Source organism: Streptomyces sp. NPDC041068, from assembly GCF_040647455.1.
Taxonomy (GTDB): Bacteria; Actinomycetota; Actinomycetes; order Streptomycetales; family Streptomycetaceae; genus Streptomyces.
Genome location: NZ_JBEZCG010000020.1, coordinates 156,429 through 176,218, shown reverse-complemented (window position 1 = coordinate 176,218; position 19,790 = coordinate 156,429). Strand labels below are relative to the sequence as shown.

Annotated in this window: 16 protein-coding genes; 2 read left to right on the top strand and 14 right to left on the bottom strand. The window is 73.0% G+C overall.

The annotated features are described in order from the left end of the window. Positions 1-12: 12 nt before the first annotated feature. The 9 genes from AB0B50_RS36960 to AB0B50_RS36920 form a co-directional block, all read right to left on the bottom strand. On the bottom strand, positions 13-2,559 hold the full coding sequence (locus AB0B50_RS36960; protein ID WP_362340210.1) for a sensor histidine kinase KdpD: 2,547 nt from the start codon (positions 2,557-2,559) through the stop codon (positions 13-15). A gap of 132 nt (positions 2,560-2,691) precedes the next feature. Next, positions 2,692-3,360 carry an ABC transporter ATP-binding protein gene (locus AB0B50_RS36955; protein WP_362340232.1) on the bottom strand — a complete coding sequence of 223 codons (669 nt, stop codon included), beginning with the start codon at positions 3,358-3,360 and terminating at the stop codon, positions 2,692-2,694. A 96-nt stretch (positions 3,361-3,456) separates the two neighbouring features. Continuing rightward, a complete protein-coding gene (locus AB0B50_RS36950; protein WP_362340231.1) occupies positions 3,457-4,644 on the bottom strand; it encodes an alginate lyase family protein in 1,188 nt (395 codons plus the stop codon). Positions 4,645-4,824: 180 nt separating this feature from the next. After that, complete coding sequence (locus AB0B50_RS36945; RefSeq protein ID WP_362340209.1) at positions 4,825-5,757, bottom strand: ABC transporter ATP-binding protein; 933 nt, start codon at positions 5,755-5,757, stop codon at positions 4,825-4,827. A gap of 14 nt (positions 5,758-5,771) precedes the next feature. Then, complete coding sequence (locus AB0B50_RS36940; RefSeq protein ID WP_362340208.1) at positions 5,772-8,483, bottom strand: hypothetical protein; 2,712 nt, start codon at positions 8,481-8,483, stop codon at positions 5,772-5,774. Between the two features lie 288 nt (positions 8,484-8,771). Then, on the bottom strand, positions 8,772-12,044 hold the full coding sequence (locus tag AB0B50_RS36935) for an ABC transporter permease (protein WP_362340207.1): 3,273 nt from the start codon (positions 12,042-12,044) through the stop codon (positions 8,772-8,774). Between the two features lie 152 nt (positions 12,045-12,196). Then, a complete protein-coding gene (locus AB0B50_RS36930) occupies positions 12,197-12,964 on the bottom strand; it encodes a DUF3710 domain-containing protein (RefSeq protein WP_362340206.1) in 768 nt (255 codons plus the stop codon). Between the two features lies 1 nt (position 12,965). After that, on the bottom strand, positions 12,966-13,508 hold the full coding sequence (gene dut, locus AB0B50_RS36925) for a dUTP diphosphatase (RefSeq protein ID WP_362340205.1): 543 nt from the start codon (positions 13,506-13,508) through the stop codon (positions 12,966-12,968). Then, positions 13,505-14,089, bottom strand: coding sequence for a PaaI family thioesterase (locus tag AB0B50_RS36920; protein ID WP_362340204.1), 585 nt, complete (start codon positions 14,087-14,089; stop codon positions 13,505-13,507). The genes dut and AB0B50_RS36920 overlap by 4 nt, the downstream gene beginning before the upstream one ends. 58 nt (positions 14,090-14,147) lie before the next feature. Between AB0B50_RS36920 and AB0B50_RS36915 the strand changes: the two genes are divergently transcribed. After that, the gene (locus AB0B50_RS36915; protein WP_362340203.1) at positions 14,148-14,600 is read left to right on the top strand and encodes a DUF3093 domain-containing protein; all 453 of its coding nucleotides are present in this window, start codon (positions 14,148-14,150) and stop codon (positions 14,598-14,600) included. 67 nt (positions 14,601-14,667) lie between these two features. Here the strand turns inward: AB0B50_RS36915 and AB0B50_RS36910 are convergent, their stop codons facing one another. The 4 genes from AB0B50_RS36910 to AB0B50_RS36895 all read right to left on the bottom strand — a co-directional run bounded on the left by AB0B50_RS36910 (position 14,668) and on the right by AB0B50_RS36895 (position 18,275). Then, a complete protein-coding gene (locus AB0B50_RS36910; protein WP_362340202.1) occupies positions 14,668-15,609 on the bottom strand; it encodes a hypothetical protein in 942 nt (313 codons plus the stop codon). A 13-nt stretch (positions 15,610-15,622) separates the two neighbouring features. Continuing rightward, positions 15,623-15,919 carry a DUF4193 domain-containing protein gene (locus AB0B50_RS36905; RefSeq protein ID WP_030357326.1) on the bottom strand — a complete coding sequence of 99 codons (297 nt, stop codon included), beginning with the start codon at positions 15,917-15,919 and terminating at the stop codon, positions 15,623-15,625. A 394-nt stretch (positions 15,920-16,313) separates the two neighbouring features. Further along, positions 16,314-17,615, bottom strand: a complete 1,302-nt coding sequence (locus AB0B50_RS36900) for a HAMP domain-containing sensor histidine kinase (RefSeq protein WP_362340201.1) — start codon at positions 17,613-17,615, stop codon at positions 16,314-16,316. Between the two features lie 6 nt (positions 17,616-17,621). Beyond that, positions 17,622-18,275 carry a response regulator transcription factor gene (locus AB0B50_RS36895; RefSeq protein ID WP_055544891.1) on the bottom strand — a complete coding sequence of 218 codons (654 nt, stop codon included), beginning with the start codon at positions 18,273-18,275 and terminating at the stop codon, positions 17,622-17,624. A gap of 358 nt (positions 18,276-18,633) precedes the next feature. On the opposite strand from AB0B50_RS36895, the gene AB0B50_RS36890 reads away from it, so the two are divergent. Further along, a complete protein-coding gene (locus tag AB0B50_RS36890) occupies positions 18,634-18,807 on the top strand; it encodes a hypothetical protein (RefSeq protein ID WP_167357823.1) in 174 nt (57 codons plus the stop codon). A 153-nt stretch (positions 18,808-18,960) separates the two neighbouring features. On the opposite strand, the gene AB0B50_RS36885 is transcribed toward AB0B50_RS36890, so the two are convergent. Further along, on the bottom strand, positions 18,961-19,758 hold the full coding sequence (locus AB0B50_RS36885) for an inositol monophosphatase family protein (protein WP_362340230.1): 798 nt from the start codon (positions 19,756-19,758) through the stop codon (positions 18,961-18,963). Positions 19,759-19,790 lie beyond the last annotated feature (32 nt).

Here is a 19,790-nt window from a genome sequence, read left to right as displayed (position 1 = left end):
TATGGGCCTGGGTCACGAGGTGACCTGGGCCGTGAGATCGGGGCGGACCGGCGGCCGCCCGGCCGCCGCCCGCAGGGTGAGGACCATGGTGAGGCCGCCGCCGGGGGTGTCCTCGGCGGCGAGGGTGCCGCCCATGGCCTCGACGAAGCCGCGGGCGACGGCGAGGCCGAGGCCCACTCCGGCACCCCGCGGAGCGTCACCGTAACGCTGGAAGGGCGCGAAGATGCGGTCCTTGGCGGTATCGGGGACGCCGGGGCCGCGGTCCACCACGCGGACCTCGACACGCTCGCCCAGGGCGCTGGCGGAGACCTTGACGGGCTCGCCCTCGGGGGCGTACTTCACGGCGTTCTCGACGATGTTGGCGACCGCGCGCTCCAGGAGCCCCTTGTCGACGGCGACCATCGGCAGCGTCTCCGGGATGTCCAGCTCCGCACTGCCGTCGGGCACGCCGCCGAGGGCCATGGGGACCACCTCGTCGAGGTCGATCTCGCGGATCAGGGGGGTGACGGTGCCGGTCTGCAGGCGGGACATGTCCAGGAGGTTGCCCACCAGGTGCTCCAGGCGGTCCGCGCCCGCCTCGATGCCTTCCAGGAGCTCGGCCTCGTCCTCCTCGGACCACTCCACGTCGTCGGAGCGCAGGGAGGAGACGGAGGCCTTGATGCCCGCGAGCGGCGTACGCAGGTCGTGGCTGACGGCGGCGAGCAGGGCGGTGCGGATGCGGTTGCCCTCGGCGAGGGTGCGGGCCTGGTCGGCCTCGGACTGCAGGCGCTGGCGGTCGAGGACGACGGCGGCCTGCGCGGCGAACGCGGCGAGCACGCGGCGGTCCTCGGCGGGCAGGACGCGGCCGGACAGGGCGAGCGCCATGTGGTCGCCGACCGGCATGTCGACGTCGGCGTCCTCGGGGCGCAGGAGCGGGCGGCCGTCGCCGACGCTGCCCGCGCAGGTCCACGGATCGGTGTCGCTCTCCCGCTCCAGCAGGGCCACCGACTCCATCGCGAAGGTCTCGCGGACGCGCTCCAGGAGGGCGTCCAGGCTGGTCTCGCCGCGCAGGACGCTGCCCGCGAGGAAGGAGAGTATCTCCGACTCGGCGCGCAGCCTGGCGGCCTGGTGGGTGCGCCGGGCCGCGAGGTCGACGACCGAGGCCACCGACACCGCGACGCCCACGAAGACGGCGATCGCGACGATGTTCTTGTTGTTGGAGATCGTCCACAGGTGCAGCGGCGGCGTGAAGTAGTAGTTGAGGAGCAGCGAGCCGACCGCCGCCGACGCGAGGGCCGGGAGCAGCCCGCCCAGCAGCGCGGCGGCCACCGTCAGCGTCAGGAAGAGCAGCATGTCGTTGGCGAGGCCGAGGTCGGCGTCGACGTGGGTGAGCAGCAGCGTCAGGAGCGCGGGGCCCGCGACGCCGACCAGCCAGCCCCAGATGACCCGGGAGCGGCCGAGGCGCGCCCCGCGGGCGACGGGCAGGCCGCGCCCCTTGGCGACTTCACCGTGCGTGACGATGTGCACGTCCAGGTCGGGCCCCGACTCGCGGGCGACGGTCGCGCCGACGCCGGGCCCGAAGACGTACTGCCAGGTCTTGCGGCGTGAGGAGCCGAGGACGATCTGGGTGGCGTTGACGCCGCGTGCGAAGTCGAGCAGCGCGGCCGGTATGTCGTCGCCTATGACGTGGTGGAAGGTGCCGCCGAGGTCCTCGACGAGGGTGCGCTGGACGGCGAGTTCCTTGGGGGACGCGCCGGTCAGGCCGTCGCTGCGGGCTATGTACACGGCGAGGATCTCGCTGCCGGAGCCCTTGGCCGCCATGCGGGCGGCGCGCCTGATCAGCGTGCGGCCCTCGGGGCCGCCGGTCAGGCCTATGACGATGCGCTCGCGGGCCTGCCAGGTGGAGCGGATGTTGTGCTCGCCGCGGTACTGCTGGAGGTACTCGTCGACCCGGTCGGCGACCCACAGCAGCGCGAGTTCGCGCAGGGCCGTGAGGTTGCCGGGTCTGAAGTAGTTGGAGAGGGAGGCGTCGATGCGGTCCGGCTTGTAGATGTTGCCGTGCGCCATGCGGCGGCGCAGCGCCTGGGGCGACATGTCGACCAGCTCGATCTGGTCGGCGCGGCGCACCACCTCGTCCGGCACGGTCTCGCGCTGCCGGACGCCGGTGATGGACTCGACGACGTCGCCGAGGGACTCCAGGTGCTGGATGTTGACCGTCGAGACGACGTCGATGCCGGCCGCGAGGAGCTCCTCGACGTCCTGCCAGCGCTTGGCGTTGCGCGATCCCGGGACGTTCGTGTGGGCCAGCTCGTCGACCAGGGCGACCGCGGGGGCGCGCTCCAGGACCGCGTCGACGTCCATCTCGGTGAACGCGGAGCCGCGGTACTCCAGGTCCTTGCGGGTCACCTGTTCCAGGCCGTGCAGCATCACCTCGGTGCGCGGCCGGTCGTGGTGTTCCACGAACGCGACCACGCAGTCGGTGCCGCGCTCGACGCGACGGTGCGCCTCGGAGAGCATCGCGTACGTCTTGCCGACGCCCGGTGCCGCACCGAGATAGATCCGAAGCTTGCCGCGTGCCATGGCCCCATTGTCTTCCTGAAACTGCTGTGTACGCAGCGTCGACCTTACGGCCAACAATTCCGGCATTAGGGACGAGGGGGTGCGGGGGTGCCGTCCTTGACACAACCCTGATGCGCGCCGGAGCCGGGCGGCTCAGTGCTCGACGATCTCGCCGTCGCGCAGTTCCAGGACCCTGTCGGCGAGATCGAGCAGCGTCGCGTCGTGCGTGGCGACCAGGGCGGTGACTCCCTCGCTGCGGACCACGGCGCGCAGCAGCTCCATCACGGCGAGCCCGGTCTCCGCGTCGAGCTGTCCGGTGGGTTCGTCGGCGATGAGCAGGGACGGCTTGTTGGCGAGGGCGCGGGCGATGGCCACGCGCTGCTGCTGTCCTCCGGAGAGCTCGCCGGGCCGCTGCTGGGCGTGGTCCGCGAGGCCGACGAGGGCCAGGAGGAGGGCGACGCGCTCCTCCCGCGCGCGGGGGTCGGTCTTCTTGAGCCGCAGGGGGACGCCGACGTTCTCCGCGGCGGTGAGGATCGGGATGAGGCCGAAGGACTGGAAGATGAAGCCGAGGTGGTCGCGGCGCAGCTCCAGGAGGCCGCTCTCGCCGAGGCCCGCGAGCTCCACGCCGTCCACGGCGATCTTTCCGTTGTCGGGGGTGTCGAGGCCGCCGACGAGGTTGAGCAGGGTCGTCTTGCCGGATCCGGAGCGGCCCTTCAGCGCGACGAGTTCGCCGCGCGGGACGCTGAAGGAGACACCGCGCAGGGCGTGCACGGCGGCGGCCCCGGTGCCGTACGTGCGGTGCACGTCCTCGACGACGACCATGCCTTCTGCCACCGGACACTCCCCCCGTACGCCCCTGGGTCCGCAGGGGCCGGGCGCCAGTATCGTCAACGGGCGCCCGGCCCGACAAGGTGTGGATCAGCGTGGATTGCCCGCGTGTGTGAGGGTCTCCCAGGCGACGAAGAGGTTGTTGGAGCCAGCGGGGCGATTCCGCTCGGTCAGCTTCTGGGTGTTGGTCATGGCGTGGCCGAGGCGTCCCGCGAGGGCGTTGTAGCCGACCTCGGTGACGGGCCCGAGGCCGCGGTGGACGGTGCCCTTGCAGAGGGAGGCCGGGGGCGCCTCGCCCAGTTCGTACCTGGCCTGGAAGCCGAGCCCTTGCCGCAGCCTCTCCCCGACGTCCGTCGTGTAGAGGTCCTCGCCCTGGATGCGGCTGGTCTCGGCGACGTGGGAGATCGCGGAGAGCCCGTACCCGGTGTGGGTGAAGTCGCGGCACGTCTCCTGGGTGAGGCCGGTGGTGAAGGTGTCCTGTCCCTGCCAGTACTTGACGATCTTCTCGCGGGTGTCGAGGTTCTGGCTGGGGACGGTCCTGGGCAGCGGGCCGTCGGACGCGAGATAGACGTACGCGGCCGTGCGTGTGCGGAACTTCGCCATCGCCTTGTCGTACGACGCCTTGTCCTCCAGGAAGACGGAGATGCCGATGGCGGCCTCCATCATCGACAGTTCCCAGTTGCCGTTGGAGTTGGAGCCGTTGATGATCTCGGGGAGGTAGACGGTGCGCAGCATCGTGGCGAAGCGGCCCGAGTTCGCCCAGTTCCCGGTGTACGTGTACTTGATGATCTCGGCGGCACGCGGCCAGCTGGAGCCCGCCCAGCCGGTCTGCAGCGGGGCGTTGCTGTTGGTGTGGTCCTTGAGGGTGGCCGACCAGGCGTCCATCAGCTCGATGGACTTCTTCGCGTAGCGCTCGTCGCGGGTGACGTACCAGGCGAGGGCCGTGGTGTACGCGGCTATCGCGTCCTCGCGCTCGTCGGTGCAGCCGTGGTTCGGGTCGGAGTAGGAGCCGCACTCCACGACCGCGCGGGGCTTGGGGGTGCGGGAGAGCGAGGCGTACGCGCTGCCCATCATCCGGTCGTAGGCGGACTTCCAGGGCTGGGCGCCTGCGGTGACCTTCTCGCGGGTGAAGTCCAACTGGCCGCGGGAGACGGCGACTCCGGGGTGGACGAAGGCCGAGGGGGCCGCGGCGGCCGAGGGGGTGGCGTCGGCCTTCTCCGCGCCGGGCCAGGCCACGAATCCGGCGACCAGGGCGGCCACTACGGAGACGGCGGCCATGCCTGCGGAGCGACGTGGTCTGCGGCGGCGCGGGGAGCGTGCGAGGGTGGGGGCGTACGGCATGGGGGGGGACCATCCGTTCCTGTATGTGAACGTCAAGTGCCTTTCTGAACACGCGCGTTGGCCCGTGACCATAGGTACGGACCTCCCTTCCGTCAAGGCATGACGTGGGAGCTCCCGCTAGAGCCCCTGCTCGGGCGACCCGGCCGTGGACCCTGGCACATCGGGCCACACCCCCACATGGTCCGCCTCCGCCGTCAGCCGCACGCGCCCCCGGAGCCCGTACCGCTCGACGTACTCCCCCGGCAGCTGCAGCCGCCCCGCCCTGTCCAGAACCGTGAACTCCTCGCCTCTACCGCCCTGTTCGCGGAGTGTCTCCGTAGAGGTACGTCCGTCACGGATGCGCACCGTGCGCCGGACCTGCTCCGAGACGAGCGGGTCGTGCGTGACGACCAGGACCGTCGCTCCGAGCTCCTCGTTGGCGCGGCGCAGGGCCGCGAAGACGTCCTCGCCGCTCGCCGTGTCCAGCTCCCCCGTGGGCTCGTCGGCGAGCAGCACGCGCGGGGAGTTGGCGGTGGCGACCGCGACGGCCACGCGCTGCTGCTCGCCTCCGGAGAGCTCGTCGGGCCGCCGGTCGCGGCAATGCGCGACCCCGAGCACGTCGAGCAGTTCGGCGGCCTTCTCCTGGCGCGAACGGCGGGGCACGCGCGTGTACTTCATCGGCAGCGCCACGTTCTCCAGGGCCGTCAGATAGGGCAGCAGATTGCGTCCGGTCTGCTGCCAGACGAAGCCGACGGTGGACCTGCGGTAGCCGAGGCGCTCGCGGCGCCCCATGGAGAGCAGGTCGTGGCCCGCGACCTTCGCGCGCCCCGCGGTGGGCAGGTCGAGCCCGGAGAGGATCGACAGGAGCGTGGACTTGCCCGACCCCGACGCGCCGACCAGGGCCACGCACTCGCCCTCCGCGACGACCAGGTCGAGGCCCTGGAGCGCCTGCACCTCGACCTCCTCGGTGCGGTAGACGCGGACGAGGTTGTCGCAGACGACCAGGCCCTCGTCGGCCGCGGGGCGCCCCTCGGCGCGGGCCCGCGCCTCCAGTTCGGCCAGTTCAGTCATCGGCTTCGGCCACTTCAGTCATCGCTTCTCCCGAGTCGCAGGACGGCGCCGAGCCCTCGGCGGCGCCCGAGCCAGGTCTCCACGCCCACCGCCGCGGCGACCAGGACACAGAGTCCCGCGCCGAGGGCCGCGGTGAACAGCGCGTCGACGTGCGGGGCGGGCGCGGTGGGCCCGCCGGTGAACTCCCGCAGCTCCAGGGCGGGGCCGAGCAGCGCGGGCAGCGCGAGGCCGAGCGCGACGCCGCCCGCGACGGCCGCGAGCACCATGGGCAGGAGCTGCAGCAGCTGCAGCGCGGACGTGGCGCGTCCGCCGAGGCCGAGGGTGCGCAGACAGGCGGTGGTGCGCCCGCGCGCGGGCGCGGACAGGAGCAGTTCGAGGACGAGGGCGAGCAGCGCGAGGAGCACGGCGAGCGCGGTGCAGGCGGTGTGCGCGGTGGTCACGGCGGCGATCATGCCGTCGTCCTCGGCCCGGTCCTGCTCCTCGGTACGGATGCGGAGGTCGCCGGTGGTGGCTCCGGGGGCGGTGCGCGGCACGAGGGAGCGCAGGGCCTCGGCGTCCAGGTGGTCGCCGTACAGCATGAGGGCGGACGCCTCGAAGTCCGTGGCGGCCACGGCCCCGAGGTCCCGGGCGTCGGCGAGGAGCAGCCGCTCGCGGTCCTCGGTGGCGCCGCGCAGAGGGCCGAGCGCGGGATCGCGCTCCACGGCGTCGGGCAGCGGCCCCACCACCTTCAGGCGCGTCTTCTTGCCGTGCAGGGTGAAGGTGAGCAGATCTCCGGCGTGCCCCTCGGAGGCGAGCACCCGGATGTCCCCGCCACCGCCGCCCCCGGTGAGCCCGGCGTCCTCCAGCGCACGCGCCGCGGCCGAACCGCCCGCCGCCTTCCGCAGCTTCGCCCCGTCCACCCCGATCAGGCTGGAGATCCCGTACCGTCCCCCGTCCGTCCCGCTCACCGGATCGACCCGCATCTGCCGCACCGTCACCGCGTCCCGCACGCCACGCACGCGTGCGAGACGCTCCGCCATGTCGGGGTCGCGCGCCGCCCCCAGGAAGGAGGCGTCGGCGCCCACCTGCCAGGCGGCCGCGGTGCGCCGCCCCTCCACCAGCGTCCCGGAGACGAGGCCTCCGAAGACGGCGCCCGCGAGCGTCACGACGAGGACGAGCAGCGCGAGACCGCGCGCCGGGGCCTCCTTGGCGGCGCGGGACAGCGCGACGAGGGCGACGGCTCCGCGCCCGCGTGCCGACCACCGCGCCACGGCACGCACCGGCCAGGGATAGCACCGCACCAGGACGGCGACCGTCGCAAGGCCGAGCAGCACGGGCACGGCGGCCAGCAGCGGATCGGGCCCCGCCGCCCCCTCCGTCCCGCGCGCCCGCAGCGCGAACACCCCACCCGCGGCGAGCAGCAGCACCAGCGCCTCGACGACGAGGCGGCGCCCGGCGCCCCGCGGCTCCCGGTCCCGCAGCACGGCCCGGTCCCGTACGGCGAACCAGGTCAGCACGGGCAGCAGCAGCCAGGCGAGCACCGCGACGGCGAGCCCTTTTCCGTACGCGGGTGAACTCCCCGGCACCGCCGCGGCGACCGCGCAGCCGCCGGCGAACCCGAGCACCAGGGCGGGCGCACTCCACAGGGCGCGCCCCAGCGCGATCCCCGAGGCCGAGGCGCCGCGCGCCCGCAGCAGCCGGTCCGCGTCGAGCCCCCGGCGCACCACGAGCAGCGAGGCCACGACGACGGCCGCGAGCCCCACGCCGAGCAGCGAGGCCAGGGCGAAGGAGATCACGACGCCCGCCTGCCTCCACTGCCCCAGGAACTCCGCGAAGGCGTCGGGCAGTTCGGTGGCGGTCTCCACCTCCGTCGAGGGATGGGTGCCGATCGTGCACCACTTCCCGCCGTACCCCCCAACGGTGCAGAAGGACTCCCCCACAGAGGTCGGGTAGCGGGCCATGGCCCGCCGGAACTCCCGCTCCCCCCGCTCGCCCACGAACCGTCCAGCGACGGCGTCCCCGGGGACGAAGCGCATGTTCCAGTCGACGGTGAGCTCGGCGCCCGCCTGGGTCTGCAGCGCCTCGACACCGCGCGGCGCGATCAGGGCACCGGCCTCCGGGGCCGCCCCGCGCAGTCCGGGCAACGGCCGGGCCAGGAGCGGCTGTTCACTCCACAGCCGCCGCCCGCCCTCGGCCCGGAAGACACCGACGACACGCGCCTGTGCGTCGACGTACCCCAGGGCGCCCTTCCCGAGCCGTATCCGCTGTCCGACCCGCAGGCCGAGCGCGTCACGCGTCCGCACCGACACGGCGAGCTCGACGACCCGCTCCCGCGCGCGGGGCGCCCGCCCGGCCACGTACGCGTCCGCCCCCGGCGCATCGGAGGCGTACACGAGCGACAGCGAGGCGCCCCGCCCCTCCACCGTGGGCAGCCGGATGCGCGTGGAGTCATGCACGAGCCCGCCCCGCAGCGCCTTCGGAGCAGCGTCCACCATCATGTCCGCATACCGGTCGAGGTCGGCCCCGAGGTCGCTCTCCTCCCCGGGCCGGGGCTCCTCCGGGTCGATCCGCGCGCTGTGCACGAGCCCGGGAACGGCTCGCTGCACCTGCTCGAACCGATCGGCGAGCGCGGCCCCTTCGAGCCGCTCGAGCACCGAGGGCCCGGCCCCGGCGATGGCCACGAGCACGGCGGCCAACAACCCGAGCCCACCGACGAGAGGCGCACGCCGCCACAGTTCACGCCACACGACAACCTCCACGCCCAGCCGACGAGGACCCGCAGACGCGGGACGACGGGAGGGGACGTGTCGGTATGTCCGCCCGGAGCACAGTGGTGCACCTGAGCGCTCCGAAGCCCGAGGCGCCCACACCAAGATGGCGAGGACGGACATACCGACGCGGCCCCGCTCCGCCCGACGGCAGCAGGCGCCCACGCACGACCAGCCACCCGAAGGAACGCACCCACCACAACGAACGCCCACGCCCAACCGAACCGACACCGCACCCCCGACCGACACCAACCGCCGGACGCCCCCTCACCGGTCCTCCCCCGCCCGCAGCACCCGCGCCAGATCAACCCGCCCCAAAACCCTCGCGGCCACCGTCACGACCGCGCAGATCACCCCCGCGGTCGCCCCGGCGGTCACCAGCACCCGCACCCACGGCACCTGCGCGACGAGCCCGGGAAAGACCGGGTCGCCCTCGGCGTCGACCGTCACCACCGGCATGATCAGCAGGGCGAGCGCGGTCCCGAGGACCGTGCCGAGCACCGCCGCCACCCCGGCCAGCGCCAACTGCTCCGTCCACAGGTACGCGGCCAGCTGCCCCTTGCGCACCCCGAGCGCCCGCAGCAACGCGAACTCCCGTTCCCTGGCCCGCGCGGACAGCACCGTATGCAGGGCGAACGCGATCACGGCGAAGGCGGGCGCGAGCACCAGGCACAGCACGAGGGCCCCCCGCGCCCCACGCCGCAGCGGATCGGCCGCCAACTGAGCCCTCACGTGCGGCACGTCCACCGCCGTGCCCAGCCGCGGATCCTTGCGCACCGCGTCCAGCGCGGCCCCCGCGCCTTCCTCCCCGGCATCCACCCACCACGCGCTCTCCGCCCCCGGCAGCGCCCCGCTCAGCGCCCACTGGGCCGCCATGGCACGGGAGTCGGCGAGCAGCCGCGGCCGGTCGCGCGGCACTCCCGGCACCGCGGCGATCCGCCCGACGATCTCGACCCGTGCGCTCCCGCCCGTGCTCCCCCGCACCGTCACGGTGTCCCCGACCCGCACCGCACCGGACGCGAGCAGCGCGTCGGCGGCGAGCGCGGGCGCGGCGGGCCGCCCCTTCGCCCGGTCGGTGCCGAGCCGCACGCCCCACGTGGGGTACTTGAGCCCTCCGTCAGGACCGCGCAGCACCGCGTCGACGAGCGTGCCGCGCGCGGGCCGGTCGGAGCACAGCACGGGCCCCGGCGCCTTGCCGGAGGGCGGCCGCCCCTGCGGCAGCTCCGGTTCCCGCTCGTCCTCCGGGCATCCGGCCGCGCGCAGGTCCGGCCGGTCCACCCGCAGATCGCGCCACCGCGCCTCCCGCGTGAGCCCCGGCACCTGATCGACGGTCAGGCGGTACGTCCGCCGCGTCCGCTCGCCGACCATGCTCAGGTCGATCTGCAGGATGCGTACGTCACCACCGCGCACCCCCAGCCGGAGCGGCACGGTCCGGGTGCCGCCCTCATCGATCACCACGGAGCTGGAGTGGCTCAGCCCGTCGCCGTCCTCGAAGTAGACGGTGAGCCGCACCGGCACGACGGTCCCGCTCCCGCTCGCGGACAGCCGCACCCGCAGCGGCAGTTCGCCCCCCGGGCCGCGCCCTTCCCGCGCCAACGGAAGCCCGTGCTCCGGAATCCCCCTGCCGAGCGGCGCCACGAGCTCGCGCAGGGGCCGGTCCGCGAGGTCGCCCCGCAGCGAGGGCACGGGCCCTCGCTCCGTGTCGACCGCGGTGACGGCCACCGCGTCCTGCCCGACGTACCCCTCCGAAGTGATCACCGGCGTGACGGCCTCGGCCCCCGGCAGCGCCTCGTACGCGGCACGGCGCTCCCCCGGCGGCACCCCGTCCCCCGGCTCGATCCGCAGGTCCGAGCCGACCTGGAACACCGCCTGGTCCCGGTCGCCCCGGTCGAGCACGGCCAGCGCCGTACTGCTGAGCGCGGCGACCGCCAAGGCGAGGGTCACGACCAGGGCGGGCCCCGCGTGCCGCGCCGCGCGCCGGCCGATCTGCCAGCCGCCGAGAGGCAGGACGAGGCCGCTGCCGCGCCGCGCGAGCGGGTCGACACCGCGGGCGAGCAGCGGCAGGAACCGCAGGACGAGCAGCGCCGCCGCCACGGTCATCGCGACGGGCGCGAGCACCAGGACGGGGTCGACGCCGCTGCCGCCCGTCACCGGCGAGCGGTACTGCCGCAGCTGCAGCCAGCCGAGGACGGCGACCGCGGCGAGCGCCAGGTCCGCCCCGACGCGCTGGGCACCCGCGAACCTCGCGACGCGCAGCCGGAGCCGGGCCACCGCCCGCCGGTCCCGCACGGCCCGCACCGTCGGCAACAGCACCGCCAGGCCGTGCGCGACGAGGGCGAGCAGGGCGGCCGTCCACCCCACGGCGGTCACCGCCGACGCGGGCATGTCGCCCTCGATGAGCCCGGCCTCTTCGAGCCCGCGCAGCAGCGGCCCCGCGAGGAACGGCGCGGCGAGCCCCGCGGGCACGGCGACGCAGGCCCACTGCGCGGCCGTCGACAGGGCGATCCGCCGGGTGCCCGCCCCTCGCGCGGCCAGCAACGCCAGCTCCGGGCGCCGGTGTTCGGCCAGCTGGCGCGCGGTGAGCACGAGGGCGGCCACGGCGAGCGCGGCCAGGAGCGTCGCGGGGACGTAGAGCCCGGCGCGGGCCACGGCGATCGGCGTGGTGAGCCGGTCGAGCGCCCTGCGCAGCCCGGCCGAGAGGGTCAGGTCGTCCGCGTCGACCCCGCCGTACGTGCCCCGCAGCACGGAGAGCGAGGCGTCACTGCCCGCGAACCGCGCGGCCCGGTCCTGGAGCGCCCCGATGTCCCCGAGCCGCAGCCCGTCCGCGTCCGGCACCCCGAGCCACAGCGCCCTGGCGTCCCCGGCGAGCGCCGGGCTCCGCGCGAAGTCCCGGCGCGGCACGACCGCGATGGTCTCGGCCGTCCCGAACGTGCTGCTCAGCGACGCCCACACGGCCGGCGCGCGCTCCTCGGCCGTGTACAGCCCGACGACCTTCATCGGTACGAGCCGCTCGCCCGCGCCCCGCACCTCGATCCCGTCCCCGGGCCGCACGGCGAGCCGCGAGGCGACGGCCTCGGTCAGCGCGACCTCGACGGCGGGCCCTTCACCGGCGCGCGGCCACCGTCCGGACATCAGTGCGGCGTGCCGTTCCGCGCCCTCCAGGGCGACGACGGAGACGGTGGCGTCCTGGCGCGAGTGTCCCGCGGCTTCGGTGACGGCGAGTTCGCCGTTGCGGGCCCCGGGCGCGCGCAGCGCCGACCAGGTGTGATGGGGCACGCGGCCGTAGGCACGGCCGAGCGCGGCCCGGACGTCGCGGTCCAACTCCCGTGCGCCCTCGGCGCGGTGGGGCCCCGCGACCTCGACGACGGCCTCTCGGTCCGCGGCGAGCCGCCGCTGCACCCCGCCCTCGACGGCCTTCTCGGACAGCGCCGCGAGCGCGGCGAGCACGGTCGCGGCGAGCAGCACGGCGAGCCCCGCGGCCCCCAGGACAAGCCCGTGATGCCGACTCCCCCGCACCGCAGCGGGCACACGTCCCCTCACCGCACCGGTCTCCCCCCGAGTGACCGGCACAGTATGGGCGTACGCAATTGTGGCCCGCAATGGTCCGGACGAACCGGAACCACCACGGGCCACAAGGCAGTTGAGAAACCGTCAGCTCACGCGGGAGCGAGGCGTCTGCGGGGTCGCAGGGGTCAGCGGACCTCGGTGATCTCGGGACCGCGCTGGAGCTGTCCCATGCCACCGGAGAAGCGCGAGCCCTCCTGCTGCTCCTCCTTGACGCCCTCGGCGACCATCTGCGCGTCGTCCGGCAGCTTCAGGACGATCGGGTCGCGCGGCGCCATCGGGCCCTCGCCGCGCACGACGACGGTGTCCCGGAAGATCTGCTCGAGCAGGCCCGCGGCCTGCGGCTGCACGGCGCCCTGCCCGGAGATCACACCGCGCAGGAACCAGCGGGGGCCGTCGACGCCGATGAAGCGCACGACCTGCACACCGCCGGTGCCGTCCGGCAGCTGCACCGGGACCTGGGCGCGCAGCTCCCAGCCGAGGGGGCCCTCGACCTCGTCGATGACGCCGCCCTGCTGGGTGATGCCCGAGGCGATCTCCTCGCGGACCTCGCCCCAGATGCCCTCCTTCTTGGGGGCGGCGAAGCCCTGCAGCTGGATGGCGCTGTCCTGGAGCACGACGGTGGCCGCGACGATCGCGTCGCCCGCGACCTCCACCCGCAGCTCCATGCCCTCGACCCCGGGCACGAAGAGTCCGCCGAGGTCCACGCGGCCCTCGCCGGGCTCACGGACCTCGGAGACGTCCCAGGGGCCGTCGGGGCGGGGCTCGGGCTCGAGCCTCACGCGCGAGCGCGCGACGTCGTCGGCGGAGTCATCGCCGTCCACGTCGTCGACGACCTGCTCGTCCGCGCCTGCCGCGTCCTCGGCGGCACTGTCCTTCTTGCGACGTCCGAACACGTCACTGTCCTTCCCGGTCGGATACGACCGATGCGTATCGATTCCCACCCGTTTGTTCGCCCGAGCTCACGCCCGAGCCGACGCCCACGGCGGCATGGCCGCCGGTGGACCCGAAGCCCCCCTCGGCCCGCGCCGATGCGGGAAGCTCCGCCACCTCCTGGAAGCGGACCTTCTCGACCTGCTGGACGACCAGTTGGGCAATCCGGTCGAAGCGCTCGAACCGCACGGCCTCGCGCGGGTCGAGATTCACCACGATCACCTTGATCTCCCCACGGTACCCGGCATCCACCGTCCCCGGGGCATTCACCAGAGCGACACCACACCGGGCCGCGAGCCCCGAACGGGGGTGCACGAAGGCCGCGTACCCCTCGGGGAGCGCGATGGACACCCCGGTGGGCAGCACCACCCGCTCGCCGGGCGCGAGTTCGCAGGATTCGGTGGTCCGCAGATCGGCACCCGCGTCACCGGGCTGCGCGTATGCGGGCAGCGGCACTTCGGGGTCGACGCGCCTGATCAGTACGTTCAGAGGGGTGCGGGACGTCACGGGTTCACCTCGAAGGCTCGGGCACGCCGGATCTGGTCCGGGTCGTTCATGGCCGCCTGGATCTCCTCCTGGCGGCCGTTGTCGATGAAGTGGTCGACCTTGACCTCGATGAAGAGGGCGTCGGCGCGGACCGCGACGGGCCCGTCGGGGCCGCCGATCCGCCCGGTGGCGGTCGAGTAGATCTTCCGTCCTGCGACGGCGGTGACCTCGGCTTCCAGGAACAGCACGGTCCCCAGCGGCACGGGCCGCACGAAGTCGGTCTCCAGGCGGCCGGTCACGGCGATCACCCGCAGCAGCCAGTTCAGCGAGCCGAGCGTCTCGTCGAGCGCGGTGGCGAGCACCCCGCCGTGCGCGAGCCCCGGCGCACCCTGGTGCGCCTCCCGCACGGTGAACTCGGCGGTGATGCAGACGCCGTCTCCGGCACGCGCCGCGAGGTGCAGTCCGTGTGCCTGGCCCTCTCCACAGCCGAAACAGTGCTCGTAGTGGGCTCCGATGAGCTCGCCGGGGGCGGGCGCGTCGGGGTGGCGGACGGGCGCTATCGCGTCGGCCGGGGGCGTCAGAGCTGCAGATGTACCACTCACAGGCGCAGACCTTACCTCCGCGTCAGCGCGGCAACCGCACCGTGCCAAGCTTGGTTCCATGCAGCCTTACGAAGAACGCCTGACCGCGCCCCGTTCGTGGTGGCTCACCTCGGTCCTGGTGGGTGTGGCGATGGCCCTGACCATGTTGCCGTTCGGCACGCTCCCGCTCCTCGGCGGCCTGGTCGGCGGCACGGCCGTGGCGGCGGTCGTCACCAGCGCGTACGGCTCCGTGCGGATCCGCGTGGTGGCCGACTCGCTGGTCGCGGGCGACGCGAGGATCCCGGTGTCCGCCCTGGGCGAGGCGGAGATCCTGACGGGCGAGGAGGTCCGCGCCTGGCGCTCGTACAAGGCCGACCCGCGCGCGTACATGCTGCTGCGCGCCTACATCCCCACGGCCCTGCGCGTCCCGATCACGGACCCGACGGACCCGACGCCGTACGCGTACATCTCGACGAGGAACCCCGAGGCCTTGGCAACGGCGTTGGACGCGGCACGCAAGAGCGCCGCCTGAGGAGCACCCCGAAGGGGCGCGGGGAACTGCGCGAGCAACCACGGACGACCCGCAGGTCCCACTGAGCTCACCGACCGAGCTCTTTGGGAATCTCTCCCACCCTCAGAGGATCCACAGGTTCCTCAAGAGGCGGCAGCGCAACCAGCGCATCCCACGGCACTTGATGGGCCCGAAGGTCCGCCCGGATCTTCGCGGCCAGCTTCTTCGTGTCCCGGCGGTTCATGACCGCCCCGACCGCCGCACCCACCATGAACGGCATCAGGTTCGGCAGGTTCCGGACCATCCGCTTCATGATCTGCTGCCGCAGCTCCCGCTTCATCTGGCCGCCCAGCGCCGCGTTGAACGTCGAGGGCCTGGTGACCTCGATGCCCCGCTCCTCCGACCAGGAGGTCAGATACGCGGTGCTGCGCTGCTTGAGATTGCCGCCGGGACGCAGGCCGTAGACCTCATGGAGCTCGGCGATCAGCTTGAGCTCGATGGCGGCGACGCCGGTGATCTCCGCCGCGAGCTCGGCGGGCATCGCTGGCGGCACCGGCAGCATCGCGGCGGCTCCCACGCCCGCGCCCACGGTGGACGTGGCGTTGGCGGCGCCCGCGATGAGTTTGTCCGCGAGCTGCTCGGGGCCGAGGCCCGGGAACTGCTTGCGGAGGGTCGCGAGATCGCGGACCGGGATCCGCGGGGCGTTCTCGATGAGCCGGTCGGCGAGATAGCCGATGCCGGCCTTGGCGCCGCGCCCGCCCTTGCGCACGCCTTCCTTCAGACCGTCCGCGACGGCGGCAACACGGCTTCCCCTGGACCCGGCCTTCCCGGCTGTCCGAGAGGTCCTGGGGGCCTTGTCGACCGCCGCCCCGTCCGGCACCACCTCAAGGGTGCGCGCCGGTTCGAGCGAGGCTGCTCCTTGACGGGAAGAGCCCCGCTCGTCGTCGCGTGCACCGGCGCCCGGGGCGCCGGCTTCGTCCGCTCCGCGCATGCGGAAGCGGCGCTTCCTGAACGGGGTCGAGCCAGTCACGGCCGACCCCGCCTCAGTCGCAGTCGCGGCAGATCGGCTGGCCGTTCTTCTCGCGGGCCAGCTGGCTGCGGTGGTGGACCAGGAAGCAGCTCATGCAGGTGAACTCGTCCTGCTGCTTGGGGAGCACGCGCACGGCGAGCTCCTCGTTCGACAGGTCGGCGCCGGGCAGCTCCAGGCCCTCGGCGGCCTCGAACTCGTCGACGTCGACCGACGAGGTCGACTTGTCGTTCCGCCTGGCCTTGAGTTCCTCGATGCTGTCCTCGTTGACGTCATCGTCGGTCTTGCGTGGGGTGTCGTAGTCCGTTGCCATGTCGCTCTCCCCCTCTGGGTGTCTGCGGTGTCTCCAGCGCACGTAACGCGTGAGAGGCCGGACTTGTGCCCGACCCGAGGCGGAGATTTTGCCTCACATCAAGGTCTGTTACTCAATCGACACCCAACCGCACCCCTGAAGAGGTGATCGGGTTGGATGGCGATCGGGACCGTACACGGTCCGAATGTCGCACTTCACGGGCGCCACCCCGTGTACTTCCCGTGATCAAGACCCCCGAAAACCCGGATTTTCCCGGCTTTCCGACGACTTTCGCGATCACGGAGAGTAGATGGCCGAAAAATCGCATCTGTGATCGATCGCACACGACCTCCCCGGGGATGGGACCCGGAAATTCCGCGCAAAGCGAACACGTCGGCGCGTCCGCGGCAGCATCTCAGATGGGCAGGGTGACTCGCATCACGAGCCCACCCCCCTCGCGCGGCTCCGCGATGATACGGCCCCCGTGGGCCCGCGCCACCGACCGGGCGATCGACAGACCGAGCCCGACGCCCTTGTCGCTGCCGGTCCGCTCGGTCCGCAGCCTCCGGAAGGGCTCGAAGAGGTTGTCGATCTCGTACGCGGGCACCACCGGGCCCGTGTTCGACACCACCAGGACCGCCTGGCCGTGCTGGGCCTCCGTGGTGACCTCGACCCAGCCGCCCTCCCGTCGCCCACCCCCACCCTTGTCCTGAAGGGCTTCGCCCTGCCCCTCTTGATTCGGCACGTTGTACCTGACGGCGTTCTGGACGAGGTTCAGGGCGATGCGCTCCAGGAGGACGCCGTTGCCCTGCACGACGGCCAGCCCGCGCTCCCCGCGGATCTCCACGCCCTTGGCCTCCGCCTCGGCGTGCACCTGGTCGACGGCGCGGTTGGCGACCTCGGCGAGGTCGACCGGTTTGCGCTCCACGATCTGGTTGTCGCTGCGGGCGAGCAGCAGCAGGCCCTCCACGAGCTGCTCGCTGCGCTCGTTGGTGGCCAGGAGCGTCTTGCCGAGCTGATGGAGCTCGGGCGGCGCCCCGGGGTCGGAGAGCTGCACCTCCAGGAGCGTGCGGTTGATCGCCAACGGCGTGCGCAGCTCGTGCGAGGCGTTGCCGACGAACCTCTGCTGGGCCGTGAAGGCCCGTTCCAGGCGGTCCAGCATCTCGTCGAAGGTGTCCGAGAGCTCCTTCAACTCGTCGTCCGGGCCGTCCAGTTCGATCCGCCGTGTCAGGTCCGTGCCGGCCACCCGGCGGGCGGTGCGCGTGATCCTGCCGAGCGGCGAGAGCACGCGGCCCGCCATCGCGTACCCGAAGGCGAAGGCGATCACGGCGAGGCCGAGCAGGGCGAGCAGCGAGCGGCTGAGGAGGTTGTCGAGGGCGTTCTGGCGCACCTGGTTGACGCACTCGTTCAGCGCGGCGTTGAGCTGTGCCTCCGAGGGGCCGTCGGGGAGCCCGCGGAAGTTGGTGCAGGTACTGCTGCTGACCGTGGACTTGCCCGTGACCCTGAACGGCAGGTCACTGCCCACGTTCAGGGCCTGCGCGGCGAGCAGGTAGATGATCGAGAGCAAGAGGATGCCCGCGATCAGGAACATGCCGCCGTACAGCAAAGTGAGCCGTATGCGGATGGTCGGACGCAGCCACGGGAACGGCGGCTCGGCCTTCCTCGGGTCCCACGTCGGCTTCGGAGGCGCTGCTGGGGGCGCCGGGGTCGCGGCCACCGGGGATCAGATCCGGTAACCGGAGCCCGGCACCGTCACGATGACGGCGGGCTCGCCGAGCTTGCGGCGCAGGGTCATGACGGTCACCCGGACGACGTTCGTGAACGGGTCCGTGTTCTCGTCCCAGGCCTTCTCCAGGAGCTGCTCCGCGGAGACGACCGCACCCTCGCTGCGCAGCAGCACCTCCAGGACGGCGAACTCCTTGGGGGCGAGCTGGATCTCCTTGCCGTCGCGGAAGACCTCGCGGCGGTTGGGGTCGAGCTTGATGCCCGCGCGCTCCAGGACGGGCGGCAGCGGCACGCTGGTGCGCCGTCCGAGGGCACGCACGCGTGCCGTGAGCTCGCTGAACGCGAAGGGCTTGGGGAGATAGTCGTCGGCACCGATCTCCAGGCCCTCGACTCGGTCGCTGACGTCGCCCGACGCGGTGAGCATCAGGACGCGGGTCGGCATGCCGAGTTCGACGATCTTGCGGCAGACGTCGTCGCCGTGGACGAGCGGGAGGTCACGGTCGAGCACCACGACGTCGTAGTCGTTGACGCCGATGCGCTCCAGGGCGGCCGCTCCGTCGTACACGACGTCGACGGCCATGGCCTCCCGGCGCAGTCCGGTGGCCACCGCATCGGCGAGCAGCTGCTCGTCCTCGACGACGAGTACGCGCACGTCGCTGTCCTTCCTCTGTGCCCAGCGGGCAGGTTTGTCTTGGGGTAGACCTCCATCCTGCCCCTTTCGGCCATAAACCGGCTGTAAGGCGGCCTGCGACCGGCTCCGAGCCGCGGGAATGCGGGATTTTCTCCGGCCGTTGAGGTTTCTCCGTAAGGGAGCGAGGGGAGGACGGCCTTACACCCGCGATCACGCTATGTATGTGGCACGCCACGAACCGCCCACCCGTCGCCCGGCCACCGTCCCGGTGGGGCGCTCCGCTCCACGGAGTCGGATGGAGCGGCTTGGACGTGATCGCCCCTTCTTGAGGGCACACCCCCGTGCCATCGACCCACGACCCAGCCGAGGGGGCGCAACCATGGACGCATTCACCGCAGGTCTCCTGCAGCGCATAAAGGCCACGGAGTCCGACCTCACGAAGGCCCGTGAGACGGGAGACGACTTCCTTGCCGAGGTCGAGCAGGCGGAGCTGGAAGATCTCCACCGTCTGGCCGCCGAGCACGGAGTCGAGGTAGGCGCGCTGCACGCCTGAGCGGCGCCTGAGCACTGACGCGGAAGGGCCCCGGCACCTGTTGGACGAGGTGCCGGGGCCCTTCTGTGTGCTCTGCGTCCTCTGCGTCCTCTGCGTCCTCTGTGTGCGCTTCGTGTGCTCTGTGGGCGCCAGGACGCGCGGGGCTCGCCCGGGTCAGTCGTGCCAGGCGCCGAGGTCCTCCAGGAGGCCCTGGAGCGTCTCGAAGAGGCCGGGCGGGGCGGCGATGGCCAGCTCGCCCGACAGGGCCTCTGCGGGGCGGCCACCGGTCAGGGCGCCCGCTTCCCGCGCGACGAGGTCGCCCGCCGCGAAGTCCCAGGGGTTGAGCCCGCGCTCGTAGTACGCGTCGAGCCGGCCCACCGCGACGTCGCACAGGTCGATCGCGGCCGACCCGCCGCGCCGGATGTCCCGCACCTTCGGGATCAGATGGCGGGCGACCTCGGCCTGCTGGGCGCGACGCTCGGCCACGTACCCGAAACCGGTGCCGATCAGGGCCTGGTCGAACGGCGGGGCCGGGCGGACGCGCGCGGGCCTGTCGTTGACGTGGGCGCCCTCGCCGAGGACCGCGCGGTACGTCTCGCCGCGCATCGGGGCGTGCACGACGCCGACGAGCGTCTCGCCGTCCTTGCGGGCGGCGATGGAGACGGACCAATCGGGGCGCCCGTAGAGGTAGTTGACGGTGCCGTCGATCGGGTCGATCACCCACTGCACACCGCTGCTGCCCTCGGAGCTCGCGCCCTCCTCGCCGAGCACGCCGTCGTCCGGCCTGCGCTCGGCGAGGAAGCCGGTGATCAGCTTCTCGGACGCGATGTCCATCTCGGTGACCACGTCGACCGCGCTGGACTTGGTGGCGGCCACGCCCAGGTCGTCGGGGCGCCCTTCGCTCAGGAAGGTTCCGGCGCGGTGGGCGGCCTCCAGGGCGACGTCGAGGAGTTCCGCCTTGAGGTCGGCCAGGTCGGTCGAATCGGTCGGGTCGGTCGGGTCGG